The sequence below is a fragment of the Arcticibacter sp. genome (genome assembly GCF_045629565.1).
Lineage (GTDB): Bacteria > Bacteroidota > Bacteroidia > Sphingobacteriales > Sphingobacteriaceae > Arcticibacter.
This window is the reverse complement of the sequence record NZ_JAZQRL010000100.1, coordinates 201,459-220,035: the sequence shown is the minus strand read 5'-3', so window position 1 is coordinate 220,035 and position 18,577 is coordinate 201,459. Positions and strand designations below refer to the sequence as shown.

Genomic DNA, 18,577 nt, shown 5'->3' with positions numbered 1-18,577 from the left:
TTGGTTAGTCATTTTTATTCTCCTGCAGATGCGTTTATAAAAAAGTCAGCCTTTCCGACCTGGCCTCCTTTAAAGGCCACTTCCAGACCATCAAGAGGCGAACCCGGTGCTCGCGCCAGACAAAGCGGGGCGCCAGGAGCAAAAGTTGAAATCATTTCGACAGACTCGATGCCCATCGCCCTGGCTGCATAACTGGAGGTATCCCCTCCTGCAATAACAACCCTTTTAACTTTCGCCGTTGCGGTTACCTCACGGACGATTTCTCCTAATAAGGTACCATAAAAGTAGGCGCTATTTGACTGATTGAGTCCGCCGGCTTTAAAAGCCTGTCTTGCTCTCCCCAGCCGTTCATCCTCTACTCCACGACTGGTATGTACAATGATATTTTTGCCCTCATTGATATAGTTAGTGGCCATATTTACATAACACTCCCTTAGCAAAAAGTACCTTTCTGAAGATTCGAAGATCTCCGGATCAACAGGTATCTCGGCAAAGCCAGCAGAAAGTGCCGCCTTAATCTGTGCGCCTGTCACTGGCGAGCAACTGCCCGAAACAATCAGGATGGGCGAATCAGAGCGGCTAAGCCCCGGTAGTTTTCGCGGAGCGGTGAGCCCTCTTTCTTTCCAGAACGAAGCTAAAGCCGACCCTACTCCAGAGGATCCGACAGAAAACAGCGGGGCTTTTTTACCGGCTTGAGCATCAAGTATTCCGCCGATCCGTTCAATCTGGGAATCGTAGATCGCATCAAAAAGCACTATTTCGGCTCCGTCTTCCACAAGCCTCTCCATAACTCCTGAAGTTTCCTCGGCGGGACGTTCGATTTGCAGGATATCCACAAGAGCAATTACCTTATCCGTTTGCTTTTGAAGATGCAGGCGAAGATCACTCTCGTCAGAGGGTGTAGACGGGTGGTTCATCATAGACGGATGCCTGTCCAACCGATGTATTTTTCCATCACTACCAATCCCCATTCTTGCAAACAGGTTCCCGAAAACACAATAGCGGCCGAGGGCTGGTGCCGCAACAAGAAGCGGAACAAAAGGCGATCCGAATATGCTCACACCAGTCTCAATTGCTTTGCCGATACTTCCAATAACCGGTGAAGAATCAAATGTAGAGCAAACCTTGTAATGCACGTGTCGCGGTTTAAGTTCCAGCAGCTTTGCATAAGCTTCCCTTAAGGTATCCTCCATCTGTACCGGCGGCATAGAACGTGTCATACCCGCCACTCCGATAGCCTGAAGCCCCTCGTATGTGGCGAGCTGGTCCCTGGTAGGCGGATCAATAAACAACACTGTCTGTATCCCTGCAAGGCTTAACGATTCCAAAGCATCTGTTGAGCCTGTAAAATCATCACCATAAAAGGCCATCAGCAAGTTGTTTTCTAACTCTTTCATTTCTTTCCGAATTTTTCAACTGACAAGGCAAACTCTGGATATTTGGAAGCTGTTTGATCAACGGTCAGACCTTGTACTGCACCCTGCCATGCCTGATGAAGGGCCGTTACCCCAGCGGCAGGTCCCCCGGGATGGGCCATTATTCCCCCTCCTGCCATGTATAAGAGATCAAGTGTCTGTGTGCGCTTATAGGTTTCTGGAGCTTGTCCGCCCCATTGACCAGACGAAACTACCGGGAGAACAGAATATCCTCCGAATAAAGGTTTCTGGCATGCTTGTATTGATCTTACCACAGAATCATCAGACTCCCAGAACTTATTTTGAATGCCATTAACATGGATTTGATCCACGCCAGCTAAACGCCATAACTTCTGATACGCCGGAAATTCAATTCCAAGAAGAGGATGTCTGTTCATCATGCCCCAACCATTCCGATGACCATGAATAGCCAGTTCGCCGATATCACAAATCTTCTTTGCAGCAGAAATGCCTACACTATTCAAACTGATCATCGCGCAAGTGCCGCCGGCGCTGAGTACTTTCTCATAGTTGCGTTGCATCTCATCCATGTCGTCACTGATGTTAAAGGCGTACATTACCTTCTTTCCTGTTTTATCAGCATGTTCATTGATTACCCGCATAACGGCATCTACTCTACTTTCGAATGGTGAGTTTGCTGATGACGACAGCAGCTCATCGTCTTTGATGAAATCGATGTCTGCGCCAGCTAAAGTTCGCACCAGGTCTGCTGTTTCCTGTGGACTAAGGCCAACGCTGGGCTTGATGATAGTACCAATCAGTGGCCTGTCATAAACATTCGTTAGCTTTCTGCAGCCCTCAACACCGAACTTCGGACCCTCAAAAACCTGGGAATATGAATGTGGAAATTCGATATCCATCAACTTGAGACCGGTAAACTGGGTAAGTTCATACAGATTGCCCTGCAGCGTAGAAATAAGAACCGGCAAATTGTAACCGAAGTTTTCTACTGACCAAGATACCTCGATCATCGCCCGTTGATAAACGCCGCCCTTGACATCCACTCCCGGAATCGCCGGAGTGGACGAAGAGTCTAACGGTGTAACAGACTCCACTCTGGCAGCAAAACGATGTTTAAGCTCCTCAGTTTCACCCGGTACAGCGACGAATGTTCCCGACGATTGCTCACCCGCCAGCACTGTCGCCGCATGGTTCAGGTCGAGTGGTGTTTCAATATAATATTTAGCTGTTACTCTTTGCATATTATGAATATTAAGGTGTTAATGAGAAGTGGGTTTATAGCCTCTTATTCCGAACAGGAGGATAATGACATAACAGATAAGTGGAACAACATAGCCGATCTGGATATCATCATGGTTGAAGTCGATAATCGTCCCCATTACGTAAGGGAGAATCGCGCCGCCTACGATTGCCATGATAATCCATGACGACCCTGTTTTTGTTCCCTCGCCTAAGCCTGCTATGCCGAGAGCGAAGATCGTGGGGAACATGATGGACATAAAGAATCCCAAACCACCCAAAGCGTAGATTACGTAAGCACCGTCCCCGGTGATAGCCACTACACAAAGGGCCACGCTGGCGGCCGCATAGATAGACAGCAGATTCTGCGAGCTGATAAACTTCAGGAAGAACGTGCCTGCGAAGCGTCCAAACATAAACAGGAACCCGTAAACCCCGAGATAATACGCAGCAGTTTTCTCATCCAGGCCTCCGCCCTGTTGAGCCATGCGAATAAAGAAGCTGGTGACACAAACCTGGGCACCTACGTAGAAGAACTGCGCTGCTACAGCCCATGAAAGATGACGGTGCTTCAATACTGAAAGAAAGCTTTGCTTTTTTTGTGTTGCTGCTGCGGGGGGCTTAACTTCAGGAAAGCGGATAAAGTAAAAAAGAACAGCCACCAGCAGCAGAACGCTCCCCAGAATGATGTAGGGCAGCTTAACAGAGCTTGCCTCTTCCATAAGATACGTCATTCTACTGGCGTCAGGCATCGCAGCGAGTTCATCTGCCGAGTATTCTTTACCCGAAAGAATAAACAAAGACCCTATGATTGGGGCCACCATCGCTGCCAGGCCATTGAAAGAAGCGGCAAGGTTCAACCGATTCGAAGCAGTCTCGGGTTTTCCTAAAACCGCGGCATAAGGGTTAGCTGCCGTTTCCAGGATGGTGAGTCCGCATCCGATGATGAACAGTGCGACCAGAAAAAGTTCGTACATGCGCGTATCAGCGGCCGGAACAAACAGGAAGGCTCCCGCAGAGAAAACCAACAGCCCCAAAATGATGCTGTTCTTGTAGCCCCACTTATTCAGGATCGCACCCGCAGGGATCGCCATAAGAAAGTAGGCCATAAATACCGCCGTATCAATGAGCGTCGACTGCCTGTTATTTAACTGGCATGCCTTTTTGAGATGCGGAATCAAGATAGAATCCAGATTATGCGCCATCCCCCACAGGAAAAAGAGGCAAGATATCAGGATAAAAGGGACAAGATATGGGTTGGTACCGGCAGATGTCGTCTTAGGGCTATGGGGTATCTCGTGCTGATGATGTAAAGACATGGCTTGATGGATTTATGCTGTTAGTTACTTCTTTTAACCATCAGCAAGTGATCGCAGACCAGAACTACTTCGCCGTGCTGATTGATAATTTCTACATGCTCCGTAACTGTTCCGAACTCTGGCTTCTTAGCATCAGCTTTGTCAGAAATGGTCACCACAGAGTGGATCGTATCTCCGATAACAACCGGCTTAATGAAGCGAAGCCGGTCATATCCCTTTGACATTGCTTCCGGGTTAATTTCCGAAGCGGTCAACCCAATGCCTATGCTGAAAATCATGGTTCCGTGCGCAATCCGCTGTTTGAACGGTTGGGTCTTGCACCACTCAGCGTCCATATGATGCGGAAAGAAGTCGCCGGTGTGACCTGCATGCACAACAAAGTCTGTCTCTGTTATTGTTCGCCCAAGCGTTACGCGCTTATCTCCTATGTTATATCCTTCGAAAAATGTTGATTTGAAATACATGTTGATCGTTTTTGCTCTTAATCTTTTAGTTGTTCAGATACCCTGACACCACCCTGGTCGCTCGAAATGTATGCGCTCTCCACTACAGCCATGGTCTGTATGACGTCTTCTACACCCGTGTGCAGTATATCAGAAGATCCCTCTTTAAACCTCATCAAACTCGCCATCGTACCTATGAAGGCCTCCGGAAACCACGAGCCCTCAAGTGGAATGGTCTTCCATTGCGGCGGCGCTCCTTCTTCAGGAATGCAGTATTCAAACAGGTCAGCCACGCCGTCAGGGTAATTCATCAGCAGTCCCATCTTTGCCTTAATAGCCCCTTTTGTACCCTCCCACTTTATGAAACTTTCCTGATTGTGCGGACCGAAGTCATGATCATGATTCGTGTTGATGACAGCATGCATCGTATCTCCGTAGTCCATCAGAACGGTCGACCGGGAAGAAGAAAGGCTCTTGGCCGGATGCTTCAATGTCTTGGCGTATACCGTTTCCGGATTTCCGATAAATGATCTGATCAGGTCGATATAGTGAATGCTGTGATACTGTATTTCCAGCCGGGGATGTATTTTAACCAGAGGAAATAATTCCCAGGGGGTTTTCAGCGTTACTCTGACTTCCATATCATACAAGTCGCCGATCATCCCCTTGTCAATCATATATCTCGCCGCGGCAACAAAGGGTGCAAAACGCAACTGGAAATTGATAGCGGCTACAAGGTTTTTACGCCTGCAGACCTCAAGAATCTCCTTAGCCTGCCAAAAGTAGTCCCCCATAGGCTTTTGAATCAAGACTGCAGTTCCGTCAGGAAGCTGATTAAGAACCTCGACATACTGATCAGGCATAATGGTTAAGTCATAAACCGCGTTTGCCGGTGCGTTGGCCACTGCCTCAGCAACGGTATCGTATACGTTTGGAATATTAAACTCAACAGCAACCTTCTCTGCCCTGGCTCTTGTTCTGTTTGTAATGCCATAAACGAGGAATCCCGCTTTTTTATACGCTGGAAGATGTGCGTCACTTACGATACCTCCAGCTCCGATGATAATGATCGGCTGAACGGTTTGGGGTAAATCAGGCTTATAGGGTATTATCATAGTCCTTGTTTTTTAGTTCATCAATGTTCGTTTGCGCTTCGCGCAAGAGTGCAGACGAAGGTATTGTTGTCTTTAAAGCATTTGAAATAGTCTGATCAATAATTTTCGCAATCTGGACCCAATCCGTTCGTTGAGGCAGAGATTTTGCGTGTTGGTGCAGACCGGCAAGTTTATGGTAGTAAGGTATTGTCTTATTCACTTCTTCGTCGTACCATGTAGACATCCGGCAGCCGATTCCACCCTCCAGCGTGAGCTTCTTATCGTTCGCGGCGTTTACAGCAAAACGAAGAAAGTCGTAGGCCAGGTCTTTGTGACTGCTTCCCGAACCAACAGTATACAGCCAATAAACATTCAGGGAAGCCGGCTGGTTGCCGCTCGTGCATGGCAGGTTACAGACATCTACTTTCCCCTTCACCATAGAGTCATCCGACACCTCGCAAACAGACGCGAAACCAAACCAGTTAACCATCATAGCGGCTTCGCCCCTGGCGAATGCCATACCTGTTTTAACCGATTCATATTCCGGGGAACGGGGATGAACAGCCGTTGTATCTCCGAGTATTTTTCTATAAAAGTCTAAGCCTTCAGCGGCCTGAGGCGTATCAACCCGAATATCGCCGTGCTGATCTGTAAGCGACCCTCCCCGACTCCATAATTGCAGACAGAAATCGAAAACCGTATTATGACCATCAGCCTTAGCAGCGAACACACTTCCATAGAGATTGTCCTCCGGTCGGTAAAAGAACTGCGAGATCTGGTAAAATTCATCCCAGGATGCCGGCGGTTTCAGCGTTTGGCCGAAACGTTCCAGGTAGCTTTTCATCTCATTTGGATCCGTAAACAGGTCTTTCCTGTAAACAAGACATTCGGGTCCGTCATGAAAAGGCAAACCGGCAATATGGTTACCAAACCGTTGAAGTTGTAGAAGTGATTCGCTCCAGCCGACCGGATAATCCACAGGAGGATTCTGGTCAATGGACGCACTCAGGTCTTCAAGGAGTCCGGCGGTATACGCCTCATATATCCAATCAGTGTTGATGTGTGCGATATCCCATTCACCAGTTCCCAGACCGCCGTTCTGAATAGTCGTTTCGTGAAGCTCATGCAGGTCCATCGGTACCATCTCCACTTGCATCTTGCAGCCTGTACTTTCGCAGTACCGCTGCCAGATAATGTCCATAGCCCTCTCGAAGGGACCGAATTTACGTACGGCTATTCTGAGTCTTTCGGATGTATCGTGCATGTTTTGATAATTACAATGAGAATTCGTTTAGTATATTCTGATTATCCTGGCCAAGCTTTGGCGAGCCCTTCCCCGAGGTCAGCAGCTCTCCGTCGATACGTATAGGACAACGGGTTGTTTGGTAAGTATAGCCGTCGGACATACTGACTTCCTGGGTCATATTTAATACCTTGAATCCCTCATGTTCGAACAGTTGATTCCAGTTAAGGACATCAGCGCACCATATATCAGCAGGTTCAAGAACGGAAAGCCATTTTCGGGTCGTATTCGTTTGGAGATGACGCCCAAGTATGCCTTTAATCTCATCCCTTTTTTGAAATGCGACGGCAGCATCCGCATAAGTAGCCAAGGCATCACATTCCAGGAGCGTTCCCAGGACAGGAATCGAGCCCATCGCCAGGGCCAAATAGCCATCAGCTGTCTGGTAGATACCGTAAGGCGCGCCCAGATAGGCGTTCGCATTGCTTGTCTTAGACCTCTTTGGATTCTCACCCCCGTCATTCATAAAGGTGGTGATCGTCTCGAACTGGAAATCATAAGCCGATTCCAGCATGCTGACCTGCACGAGTCCCCCTTCTCCTGAGACCGTCTTCCGGTAGAGACATGCCAGGATTCCCTCGGCCAGGTGTGCACCCGCCAGCATATCTACAATAGAAAGTCCCATTGCCACGGGTCCGCTATCAGCGTTTCCCGTTAACCAGGTCAAGCCGGTCAGCGATTGGAGCAAGAGATCCTGACCTGGACGGTCTTTATACTCCCCCTCACTTCCATAGCCGGATATCTCTCCGTAGATGACGTCAGGTTTTATTGCTCTAACGCTGTTATAGTCGAAACCCAGGCGTTCCATTACCCCCGGCCGGAAGTTGTGCATCACGATGTCGGCCTTTGCAAGGAGGGTTCTTATCGTATCGCGGTCTTCCGGATTTTTCAAGTCCGCAGCAAAGCTCTCTTTATTTCTGTTTATCGCATGGAATACGGATGAGTCCCCATTCATCACCACATTCGATGTATATAAGGAGCGGCATATATCACCACCCTCTGGTCGTTCAATTTTAATCACCCTGGCACCAAGGTCCGCCAGTCGCAAGCTTGCCGATGGTCCCGAGAGGAACTGTCCGAAATCAATGATCAGATATCCTTCAAGTGGTTTCATTCTTTATATTAAATTCCTGATTCAGTGTACAATTATGTGCTCCAACTTTTGGCGCTGGTTTAGAAGATAGTAGCTTCTCCCTGTTGATGCGGATCGGACTGCGTGTCGTTTCGATTTGCACCGATTCACTCACCTGAACAGACTGTCTGATGCCTAGCTGCCTGAATACAGAAAGCTCAGTTGCTCCCTTATAGTCTAAAACATCAGCACACCATATATCGCGCGGGACAAGGATCTTCAGCCAATCGTTCGTTTCTTTTTCTTTAAATGTCTCTGAAAACGCCCGAAGAATATCATCCCTCCTGTCGAAAGAAGAGAGGCTATCCGTGTAGAGCTGAGAAATGTCACACCCTATCGCCGGACCAATCTTATTCAGATCTCCCATTGCGAGTGCCAGGTAACCATCGGCAGTTTCGTAGATACCGTACGGAGCGCTCAGATACGCGTGTCCGCTACCTTTGACATGGCTTCTTTGGGGGAGCTTCTTGCCGTCGTTAAGATAAGTTGTGATTACCTCAAACTGCAGATCAAGCGTAGACTCCAGCAAACTTACTTCCACCAGTACGCTCTCATTTGTTCTGGCCCTCTTGATAAGTGCGGCTAGAATACCCTGTGTCAGGTGATTGCCGCACATAATATCCGAAACTGACAAGCCGAAGGGAACAGGTCCCTGATCAGCGGTTCCCGAAAGGTAGGTAAGTCCCGATAAAGACTGCACCAGCAGATCCTGACCTGGCTTATTGGCCCAGGGGCCTACGTTGCCATAACCGGTAACGGTAGCATAAATTATTCTAGCGTTCAACGCTTTTACAGACTTATAGTCCAGTCCGATCTTCTCCATTACACCCGGCCTGAAATTATGCGTAATGACATCAGCCTTTTCAATAAGCTTCTTTACAGCATCGAGGTCATCCTGATTTTTCAGGTCAGCTGCGTATGATTCCTTGTTTCTGTTGATAGTATGAAAGAGCAGGCTATCGCCATCAACAAACATATTTTTAATAGCCAGCTGCCGGCCTGCCTCCCCTTTCACCGGCCGCTCAACTTTGATAACCCGGGCACCCATGTCTGCCAGCTTTAGCCCGGCTGACGGACCAGCGAGAAACTGACAAAACTCCAAAACTAATAATCCTTCCAGCGGCCTGCTCATATCATCTGAAGTTTTCTTGATTCTAAATACAGCTTATTCATAGCATTTAATACGGATTTTTCTTCTCCACCATTCATCAGGTAGTTGCGTACGATGTCGCCGGCATGATCCTGGAAATACATATGTCCATAGTAACGCGGGCGTAGAAAAGCTCTCTGCAATGCCGGAAGCGTATCGGCAAAATAGTTATTCGTCTGACGGTTAGCCTCTGGATCCTGCCAGGCAGCCAAATGTCCCGGTTGACCGCCATTACTGAAGTAAAGGCTGCGCTGACATTCCTCTGAAGCTACAAAATGTGCGTATTGCGCCGCAACCTCCATGTGGGCACTGTGTGCTGAAATAGCGAGACCGGTACCTCCCAGAGTGCTCCTCATATTTGACCTGCCATCCAGGGTTATCATATCATGAAAGTGCAGCACACTCCTGGCATATCCCTCCCGTGCGTAGTTCGAATATCCATAGGCAAACGGACAATAGGCTATTTCATCTGTCTGAGTCATCACTTCGTAAATCTGTATAGGATTTCGGCCGAAATGAGCAACATCAATGCGCGAAGCGAGTGCTCTGAACATTTTCAGTGCGTTTATACCAACAGACTCAGAAACGATCTGACCTTCCTCCTGGCAAGGGTCTTCGCCCAGAGAACTACAGAACATGTAGAAGCTCATCAGCACGTCGATCGGAATTCCCGCAAACGCGACGAGACCTTTATCAGCAAGGGAAAGCAGTTGCTCAAAATTCTTGGGCAGCTCCATGCCAGCTTTCTCCAGCAGATCGGGCCTGCTTGCAGCTACAGGTGTAGCAGCATCGATGGGCAATGCCCACTGGTGATTGTCATAGGCATAACTTTCGTAAGAATGGCCAACAGAGTTCTGCTGCTGGTTCATCAAAAAATCGGCAGGTAGTACTTCATCCAATGGGATAATTGACCGCTTTTTAGCAGCGAACCCCGCCCAGGGATGATCGATGACAAGGAGGTCGAATCTTTTGGCAAGCTCTTCTATCGAAAAGTCTGCAAATTGCTGAAGACTGCGTTTTTCCCAGGATATCTCCATTCCGGGATGTAGCTCGGCAAATCGCTGCGCTGTTGCAACCATTGGCACAAGCCCTCTGCTATGATTCCAGGTAATTCCTTTTAGCGTTATTGTATCTGGCATGTTTTAAATAAGTAAATGGAGAAGGTGGTTCGCACCACCCTCTCTTGTTATATGTTAATTGTAACCCGGGTTCTGTATCAGTTGCGGGTTGTTTAATAATTCAGAAGATGCAAATGGCAAAAGATAGTTGTTTTCATTGAAAACAAGAGGCGTATTGCTGGGAGTTTTCAACAAAGGAAGTTTAACATGGGCAATTTTCCACCGCTTCAGATCGTTATAACGCTGTCCCTCAAGGGCAAACTCCACCCGGTATTCATGGCGTATATAATCACGTAACTTTTCCTTTGTATTATATTTTTCCTCGTCTACCGCTGGCATATTGATGCCGGGGCGTGAGCGCACCTTGTTAATAGCGTTATATATCGACTGGTCGGGAGTTGCTAAAACTTCGTTTTTCGCTTCCGCATACATCAGCAGAATGTCGGCATATCGAAGATGAATATAGTCTTGATCCGTGGTCGTTGCTGTTGACGTAGTGAACGGCGCTTGCGAGAGATCAACATATTTTTCAACCAGGAAACCTGTAGCCGTTGTATAACTGTCCGTCCATGCTACACCTGAGGCGTTTCTCCAGACCTCGCCTGGAAGCCTCACTGTTAGATCCAAACGTGGATCACGGTTGGCATACGGATTGGCGGGATCAAACAGGGATGATTCGCTCGCTGGAAGCCCGTCTTTCATCTCGTAATCGTCAGCCAGATCCTTGTACGGCTGCATCAATGACCACCATCCAAGCTCGATGTTCATGCCTGCTGCTCCAGGAGTGGTACGTTGCGGGTTCACAGGACCAAGATATTGTGTCGAAAACATAATTTCCGAATTAACAGCAGGATTTGCTTGTCCGGCCGCCGTGAACAAAGCAGCATAGTTATTCGATAAAGAGAACAAGCCAGATGAATTGCTCATCAAATCCTCCAATACGGTAACGGCCTGAGTCCACTTCTGCTGTGTTACGAGCACTCTGGCCTTAATTCCCTGTGCACTTCCCTTCACCGCGTGACCATTATACCGGGTATTGGGCAGATGCTGTATAGCAAAATCAAGATCCTCCTCGATGAAGGCGTAAACTTCTTCCTGACTGCTTTTCGCTATTTTGTATTCATCCAGTGATTTCAGATAGTTCCTGTAAACCGGCACACCTCCAAACAGTTGAACAAGGTCGAAATAACACAAGGCACGAATAAAGCGTGCTTCAGCTTTGTATTTATTTTTGTTTTCTTCAGATACGGGTGCCTTATCGATATTATCCAGAAAATAATTGCATGACGATATAGCCCGGTATGGCGTACTGTACATATTTGCGATGGCTCCCGTCACGCCGGCATTGATGCCGCCCGTGGTCAGAATCTGCATGTTAGGCTGGTTCCCGTTTCCCGGGTCCAGATAGGCATTATCGCTAAGGCCATCAAGATATACACGCTCGTATCCAAGGAAATTCTGTTGAAGACGTGAATATACGCCGGTAAGGCCTGTTTGAACATCCGCTTCCGACGTCCAGAATATCTGGCTCGAAATGCTGTTTAAAGGATTCCGGTCTAAAAAGTCATTTTTACATGCAGTGCTTCCCAGTAGAATACTGGCCGTAAGCACACAGGCTATTTTAAATGTATGTCGCATGGCAGTCTTTTAAAATTTAACATTAAGTCCCACGTTATAAATCTTCGCCTGAGGGTACTGGGCGTAATTCCCTGTCGGGCTGGCGCGCTCCGGATCACCACCTTCGTATTTTGTAATGGTGAAGAGGTTATCCGCTGATACATAAACACCCAGATTCTTAGCACCTACTTTCTTCGCCAGAGACACAGGCACCTCATAAGAAAGCATGATGTTTTTAAGTCTCAGGTAGGATGCATCCTGTAGGTAGTAGGTAGAACTACCGTAGCTTGCAACGCCAGAATAACCTGCGATGTAGATGCCAGGAAGCTCATTGCTCCTGTTCTCCGGAGTCCATGCATCCCTCCACTTTGTAGTTGGTGCAGTACCTTGCATAAAGGGGTCGATGCCCCAGTTGTTCACCCGGCTCTTAATTCCCTCTACGCCCTGGAAGAATCCATTTAACTGGAAGCCTTTATAACCTACATTGAAACCGAAGGAATAAGAGAAATCAGGATAATATCCGTCGACTACCCTTCTGTCGTTCACGTCTACTACCCCATCGCCGTTCAAATCCTTCATCTTAAGATCCCCTGCCTTGGGGTTCATGTTCAAAGCGTGTTTTGGAACATTTGGATTGCCGATGTCTTCTACCTGGAAAATGCCGTCCCAGACGTAGAGATAATGTGCGTCGTAAGGTAGCCCGATCCTTCTGATATTAGCACCTGACTCGGCCGGAATACGTATGTCCAGCACCTGATTTCTAGCCGTAGATATGAGACCGTTAACTCCGTAAGTAACCTCGCCAATTCTGTTCTGATGCGTAAGCCCAAGTTCAATACCGCGGTTACGCATCCTTCCGTCATTAAGTGTAGGTGCGGTTAAACCGAGACTTGCCGGGATCGGCTGGCTGGCCAGAATGTCGTACGTTGTCTTATTGAACCAATCAAAGGTAAGCCCTAACAGACCGTTCCTAATGTCCAGATCAAGCCCCAGGTCAAGCATTTTTGTTGACTCCCATCTCAGGCTTTGATCCCGGAAAACGTTGTTTACGGCACCTTGCTGAAGCGTTCCGTTGTCGAATGGATAAAATATATTGTTAATCACCAAGTTATCCTGGTAGAGGTAAGTCCCCACATCCTGATTTCCAAGTATACCATATGATGCTCTCAGCTTGAAGTTACTTAGCCAGTTAAACCGGTCTTTAACGAAACTTTCTTCAGAAACTATCCAGCCTCCTGAGACAGAGGGATAGAAACCCCAACGATAATCAGGCGATACTTTCGATGTTCCGTCATATCGCGCGTTTACTTCTAACAAGTATTTTCCTTTGAAGTTATAGTTGGCACTCCCAAAGAAAGATCGCATCGCCCATTCGGATGGTGCTTGAAGCGAAGGAAGTCTCGGATGGTTAAAATATAACGATTCACCGCCCGGCAGGTATCCCGTAAGGTCTGTCAAGACCGGAGCAACCGTATTAATCCTGCGCCCTCTGAGGTTTTGATTCTTGTAGAACAACTGCTCATAACCTGCCAGGAAGCGAACATTGTGGTCCTTGGCGATGGTCGTGTTATAGGTAGCGGTAGAATAAATAGTCGGATTCAACACTTTTGAGTATTGATCTGTAACACCTAAAATATCAGGCCCGAAGGTATTTCGGGTGTAATCAGCATCAGCAGGTCCCTTTTGAAAGAGAAAAGCATCATAATTTTTCTGGTACATCTTATAGTACTCATCCACGTAATTCATCGCCACCTTGGTTGTCCAGGTCAAACCCTTAAATGGCTTTACATCAATAAATGCCTGTCCGTTGAAGTTGTATTCCTTTGTACTCTGGTTTCCCATGGCGTAATACTCCTGCGGATTACGGTTCCTGCCTTCAAAGGCGTATGCCTTGGAAGCAATTCTACCACTTCCGTCCGCCAGGAACGGGCCGTATAATGGTCCCGCAGCATAAATGGCCAATGTAAGATTCTCTCCGGTGAAGGGAGGTTCATTTCTGTCTTTATAGGTTGCGTTTATTGACGTCCCGATCGTGACAACCTTGCTTATATCATTCGTGTAGCTAAGCAGGCCATTGTATCGTTTGTACTTGTAACCTTTTATCATTGCGTTTTGGTCCAGGTATCCCAGTGACAAATTATACGTGCTCTTTTCCGACCCGCCTGATGCCGAGATATTATGATTGTTCACTGTGGCGGGATTGATATAATAATCAACGTTATCGAAGTTCGGATACTGATTTCTATCTGTTGCATTTCGATACTTTTCTATTTCAGCTTGCTGAAACTGGCTGGTTGCAGGAAGTCCTTGTCTCGTAGCGGCAGCATTGAACATCTCCATATACTCCGCGGAGTTCGTGATCAGGTCAGGTAAAGCAGTTGGCGTATGCCTGGCCACATTTCCTCTGTAGCTGATTACCGTCTGCCCTTTCTTCCCTCTTTTCGTTGTGACCAATATTACGCCATTCGCAGCTCTCGCACCGTAAATTGATGCGGATGCAGCATCCTTTAACACGGTCACTGATTCGATGTCATCGGGTGACAGATTGCTGAAAGATCCTGTCACTCCGTCAATTAACACCAAAGGTTCGTTGGCTGTTCCACCGCTGAATGACCCGCGGCCTCTTATCAGAAAGCTAGGATTGTCGCGCCCCGGCTCAGAGGAATTCTGGGTTACCTGAAGTCCGGTTACACGACCCTGTAAAAGCGAGGCTGCATTTGGTGCTGCTCTCTGCGTCAGGGTGTTACCACTAACAGACGCTACAGATCCAGTGAGGTTGACCTTGCGCTGTGTGCCATAGCCGATTACAACCACCTCATCCAGGGCCTTGCTATCGCTCTTTAGTTGAACATTGACCGAAGTACGGTTTTGAACGGGTACCTCCTGTGTGACAAAACCGATATAAGTAAAGACAAGCGTTGCATTTCCCGACGAGGAGATCTTAAAATTACCGTTAACATCGGATACTGTTGAGAGGGCCGTTCCCTTTACCTTGACACTCACGCCAGGCAACTCCTCGCCGTCTTCAGCGGTTATTTTTCCAGAGATGAGTGATGAACCAGGGGCCTGTGCGTAGATAGCGTCAGAATAACAGACATGGATTAACAGAAATGATACTGTTAAACACATCCTTCCCCAACTAGATAGAGTTAGTTTGAAAGTTTGCATTGTTAAATAATTGATGGTTAGTTAATAATAACCCGGTAGAATCCGGCAGTCTTAAGAAGATCTACACTAGTTTTTTCTCATAAGTTATTTCCCCCATTAGTTGATGTATTAAAATAGTTAGTTGATGTAAATTCAAATATAAATAGTTATTTCATATATAAAAACCCTTTTTGATAATTCCCTAAATGAGTTTATTAAAACATATCACCGGGATTTGTATGTTTGTTAACCTAAACCGCTCTCAATGAAAGAAAAGGAAAGTAAGTACAATGCGCCGGCTTTAGATAAGGGACTGGACATACTGGAGTATCTGTCATCGCAGTCGACACCTCAGTCGCAGACTGAAATTGCTGCCGGAATTGATAAAAACGCAAATGAAATTTACAGGATGTTAACTACCCTGGAAGCCAGAAATTACATCCTGAGAGACGAAATCTCCGGAAAGTACAGACTTTCTCTGAAGCTCTATCATCTCTCCCATCGTCACTCACCGATCGATGAACTACGCAAAGCTGCCCGCTATCCAATAGAAGAGTTAGCCTACCATATTCGGCAGTCCTGCCATATGAGCATTTTGTATATGAGTAAGGTGCTGGTGATCATGCACGCCAAGAGTCCCGAACCGATAGCCTTATCCGTTGAAGAAGGAAATACTTTCCCTCTTTCACTTACTGCATCGGGAAAAGTTTTTCTAGCCTATATGTCTGACTCTGTATTAAAAGAGAGCTTACACGAAAGCAATCTTGATGATGTGACCAAAAGCCAACCGGAGAATTTCTTTGATACGCTAAAAAAGATAAAAAAAGACGGTTACTATATCAAAAGAAGTGAGTTGGCCGAAGGGGTTGTTGATATTGCAGTTCCTGTCTCCATTTCAGCTCAGGGAGTCACTGCATGTCTGACCGTTTCCCGCTTAACTACATTGAATATGAATAAGGGTATTGAAAATGACGAAATCCTTGCTGAAGCCCTTAAGTGTGCCGAAAAAATCAGGAGCAGAATCGGGCAGACGACACCGTTCTGATCCGTTGGACATACGAGCATGTAATATATTTATTACGGGATCGATTGCATAGTTTTCTTGTTTAGACGAACGTGTTTTGCCAGTGTATTTTTTTAGATTCGTTTTTACTAACCAAAATAATATGCTTCGGAGAAAATTCATACAACAGACCGGCACTGTAATGGCAGGTGCCCTCCTTTCAGACTCGCTATTTGCTTCTGCTCTTAATTTGCCCAAGAAAAAGATTGCTATGGTTGGCACCGGCCATAGGGGAACTGGAATGTGGGGTACGGAAGTGCTTCAGGAATATGCACAAACTGTCGAATTTGTGGGGCTCTGTGATAAAAATTCCGGGAGGGTCGCAACAGCAAAGAAAATGATGAATTTAAGTTGCCCTACTTATGTGGATCTTGACAAGATGTTAAAGGAAACAAAGCCAGAGATCCTAATAGTAACTACCGTTGATAGTACACATCATGAGCAGATTGTTAAGGGACTGGAATCGGGAGCTGATGTCATCACGGAAAAACCCATGACGACCGACGAAAAGAAGTGTCAGATGATTCTCGATGCCGAGGCGAGAACAGGCAAAAAAGTATATGTTACTTTTAATTACCGATACTCTCCGCACCGGCAAAAGATCTATGAACTCCTTAACAATGACACCATCGGAAAAGTAACGTCAGTTGACTTTCACTGGTATCTGGATACCTCTCATGGTGCCGACTATTTCAGAAGATGGCACAGGAAAAGAGAGTTTGGAGGCTCTTTGCTGGTCCATAAATCAACGCATCATTTTGACCTCCTGAATTGGTGGCTAAATTCCGACCCGGAAGAAGTTTATGCAAACGGCTCGCTGGAGTTTTACGGAAAAAACAATCCGTTTCGCCACACCCACTGCCGTCCTTGTCCTCATAAAGATAAATGTAAATTCTATTTCGACGTAACGAAGAGCCCGCGCCTGGTCCAGCTTTACGTAGACAATGAGAAGTACGATGGCTATCACCGTGATGGCTGTGTATGGAAAGAAGATATCGATATCTTCGACAAGATGGCCGTTCAAATTAAATATGCAAACAACGTTCAGGTTAGCTATTCTCTCACCACGTATTCACCATACGAGGGCTACCGGATTTCATTCAATGGTACCAAAGGTAAGCTCGACGCATGGATACATGAAAGACAACCCTGGGAGATGGAAAAATATGACGAAATACAGGTTACCAGGAATTTTGGCGACACCGAATATATCCGCATCGACAATACCGAAGAAGGACATGGTGGAGGAGATAAACGCCTGAGACAGCAGCTGTTTAACCCTGGACCTGATCCTTATAAGCAAGGCGCCGGAAGTCGTGATGGTGCTATGTCTATTTTGGTCGGTATTGCCGCCAGACAGAGTATAGACAAAGGAAAGGTCGTGAAGATCAAAGATCTGACTAAACTCAAACCGCACCCGACCAGAGGTAATGCATAGTTTAAAAAGAAGAGTTGCCATGCGCAACTCTTCTTTTTAAAGTCAAATATGCTAGGGATTCGTTGACCACATAGACGAGTCCTTTACAAAAACCCGTCTGTTAAGCTTTAGCTGAGAAATGATAAGCTCTGCAAGATCTTCCGGATGCATTACGCGCTCCTCGTTATTGTTAATCAGATTAGAACTTTTTGCGAGATCTGTTACAACAGTACTTGGTGTAAGTGCCGTTACGCGAATATTATGCTTGCGCATTTCCTGCATCAGCGAATCTGTTAATCCTAAGAGCGCAAATTTTGAAGCACTATAAGCACTAGTAGTTGCTGCACCTTTCAGCCCCGCGGTAGATGAGATATTTATGATATCGCCTGTCTTTCTTTCGATCATCTGCGGTATGACAGACCGCGTTACATAATACACGCCGAACAAGTTTACCTTTAGCTGTGCTTCCCATTCCTCAGGTTCCAAATCCAGGAACTTGCCAAACTTAGCAATACCGGCATTGTTTATCAGTATATCGACGTTCCCGAGAGCCTGCTGAATTTCTGCAACTGCTGTGCTCACAGAGTCGATGCTGCTTACATCTGCCACTGCCATGGCAGACTTTACTCCTTTCGCCTCAATTTCATTCGCCAGGCGCTGAAGGTCGCTCTCCGTCCTTGCTATTAAGCCTACATGTACTCCCTCATCGGCCAAAGCTAAGGCTATTGCTCTCCCGATACCTTTCCCTGCTCCGGTTACCAATGCTATTTTTCCTTTTATAGATTCCATATTAACGCGATTTTACGACACAAACTTAAATACTAAATCGCAGACTCAGATCTGTTCCCCCATTTTATGACAAACTTACTAAACCAATGGGGCCTATTCGTAAAAACACCTTACAGAATCCGGACTGGCTGGGCTTAACAATCCTCTATATGAGACCCTGTTTATCCCGATGTAAGGCCCTGATGAGTCCGACTTTAACAGCTAAAAGTCGGACTCATCAGGGAATAAAGTGGGGGTCTTATCACCTGCATATCCTACTTGTCTAGAATTGCACTAAGTGCATGATGCCACTTAACAGACACCCCATCGACTACAGTCGTCCCGGGGCAGCAACCAGGGAAAATCTTCG

Annotated in this window: 14 protein-coding genes; 2 read left to right on the top strand and 12 right to left on the bottom strand. The window is 46.7% G+C overall.

Annotated elements, in window-relative coordinates; genetic code table 11:
* Positions 1-14 precede the first annotated feature (14 nt).
* Genes ACKI5J_RS12860 through ACKI5J_RS12810 form a run of 11 tightly spaced genes read right to left on the bottom strand, consistent with a single transcriptional unit; the run spans position 15 to position 14,941 of the window.
* Positions 15-1,397 carry a four-carbon acid sugar kinase family protein gene (locus ACKI5J_RS12860; RefSeq protein ID WP_407429879.1) on the bottom strand — a complete coding sequence of 461 codons (1,383 nt, stop codon included), beginning with the start codon at positions 1,395-1,397 and terminating at the stop codon, positions 15-17.
* Positions 1,394-2,638, bottom strand: coding sequence for a ribulose-bisphosphate carboxylase large subunit family protein (locus ACKI5J_RS12855; RefSeq protein ID WP_407429878.1), 1,245 nt, complete (start codon positions 2,636-2,638; stop codon positions 1,394-1,396). Before ACKI5J_RS12855 ends, ACKI5J_RS12860 begins: the two co-directional genes overlap by 4 nt.
* An 18-nt stretch (positions 2,639-2,656) precedes the next feature.
* Entirely contained in the window at positions 2,657-3,955 is a 1,299-nt protein-coding gene (fucP, locus tag ACKI5J_RS12850) for an L-fucose:H+ symporter permease (RefSeq protein ID WP_407429877.1), read from the bottom strand.
* A 20-nt stretch (positions 3,956-3,975) separates the two neighbouring features.
* Entirely contained in the window at positions 3,976-4,419 is a 444-nt protein-coding gene (locus tag ACKI5J_RS12845) for a MaoC family dehydratase (protein ID WP_407429876.1), read from the bottom strand.
* A 17-nt stretch (positions 4,420-4,436) separates the two neighbouring features.
* Complete coding sequence (locus ACKI5J_RS12840; protein ID WP_407429875.1) at positions 4,437-5,513, bottom strand: Gfo/Idh/MocA family protein; 1,077 nt, start codon at positions 5,511-5,513, stop codon at positions 4,437-4,439.
* On the bottom strand, positions 5,497-6,756 hold the full coding sequence (locus tag ACKI5J_RS12835) for an extracellular solute-binding protein (RefSeq protein WP_407429874.1): 1,260 nt from the start codon (positions 6,754-6,756) through the stop codon (positions 5,497-5,499). Before ACKI5J_RS12835 ends, ACKI5J_RS12840 begins: the two co-directional genes overlap by 17 nt.
* 10 nt (positions 6,757-6,766) lie before the next feature.
* Positions 6,767-7,909, bottom strand: a complete 1,143-nt coding sequence (locus tag ACKI5J_RS12830; protein ID WP_407429873.1) for a CaiB/BaiF CoA transferase family protein — start codon at positions 7,907-7,909, stop codon at positions 6,767-6,769.
* Positions 7,896-9,059: a CaiB/BaiF CoA transferase family protein gene (locus tag ACKI5J_RS12825; RefSeq protein WP_407429872.1), complete on the bottom strand. Its 1,164-nt coding sequence runs from the start codon at positions 9,057-9,059 to the stop codon at positions 7,896-7,898. The genes ACKI5J_RS12830 and ACKI5J_RS12825 overlap by 14 nt, the downstream gene beginning before the upstream one ends.
* The gene (locus ACKI5J_RS12820) at positions 9,056-10,216 is read right to left on the bottom strand and encodes an ABC transporter substrate-binding protein (protein ID WP_407429871.1); all 1,161 of its coding nucleotides are present in this window, start codon (positions 10,214-10,216) and stop codon (positions 9,056-9,058) included. Before ACKI5J_RS12820 ends, ACKI5J_RS12825 begins: the two co-directional genes overlap by 4 nt.
* A gap of 54 nt (positions 10,217-10,270) precedes the next feature.
* Positions 10,271-11,833 carry a RagB/SusD family nutrient uptake outer membrane protein gene (locus tag ACKI5J_RS12815; protein ID WP_407429870.1) on the bottom strand — a complete coding sequence of 521 codons (1,563 nt, stop codon included), beginning with the start codon at positions 11,831-11,833 and terminating at the stop codon, positions 10,271-10,273.
* A 9-nt stretch (positions 11,834-11,842) separates the two neighbouring features.
* Positions 11,843-14,941, bottom strand: a complete 3,099-nt coding sequence (locus ACKI5J_RS12810; RefSeq protein WP_407429869.1) for a SusC/RagA family TonB-linked outer membrane protein — start codon at positions 14,939-14,941, stop codon at positions 11,843-11,845.
* Positions 14,942-15,224: 283 nt separating this feature from the next.
* Between ACKI5J_RS12810 and ACKI5J_RS12805 the strand changes: the two genes are divergently transcribed.
* Together ACKI5J_RS12805 and ACKI5J_RS12800 are read left to right on the top strand one after the other, a co-directional pair.
* Complete coding sequence (locus tag ACKI5J_RS12805; RefSeq protein WP_407429868.1) at positions 15,225-16,004, top strand: IclR family transcriptional regulator; 780 nt, start codon at positions 15,225-15,227, stop codon at positions 16,002-16,004.
* Between the two features lie 121 nt (positions 16,005-16,125).
* Positions 16,126-17,460: a Gfo/Idh/MocA family protein gene (locus tag ACKI5J_RS12800; protein WP_407429867.1), complete on the top strand. Its 1,335-nt coding sequence runs from the start codon at positions 16,126-16,128 to the stop codon at positions 17,458-17,460.
* Between the two features lie 51 nt (positions 17,461-17,511).
* Here the strand turns inward: ACKI5J_RS12800 and ACKI5J_RS12795 are convergent, their stop codons facing one another.
* Positions 17,512-18,228: a 3-ketoacyl-ACP reductase gene (locus ACKI5J_RS12795; RefSeq protein WP_407429866.1), complete on the bottom strand. Its 717-nt coding sequence runs from the start codon at positions 18,226-18,228 to the stop codon at positions 17,512-17,514.
* Positions 18,229-18,577 lie beyond the last annotated feature (349 nt).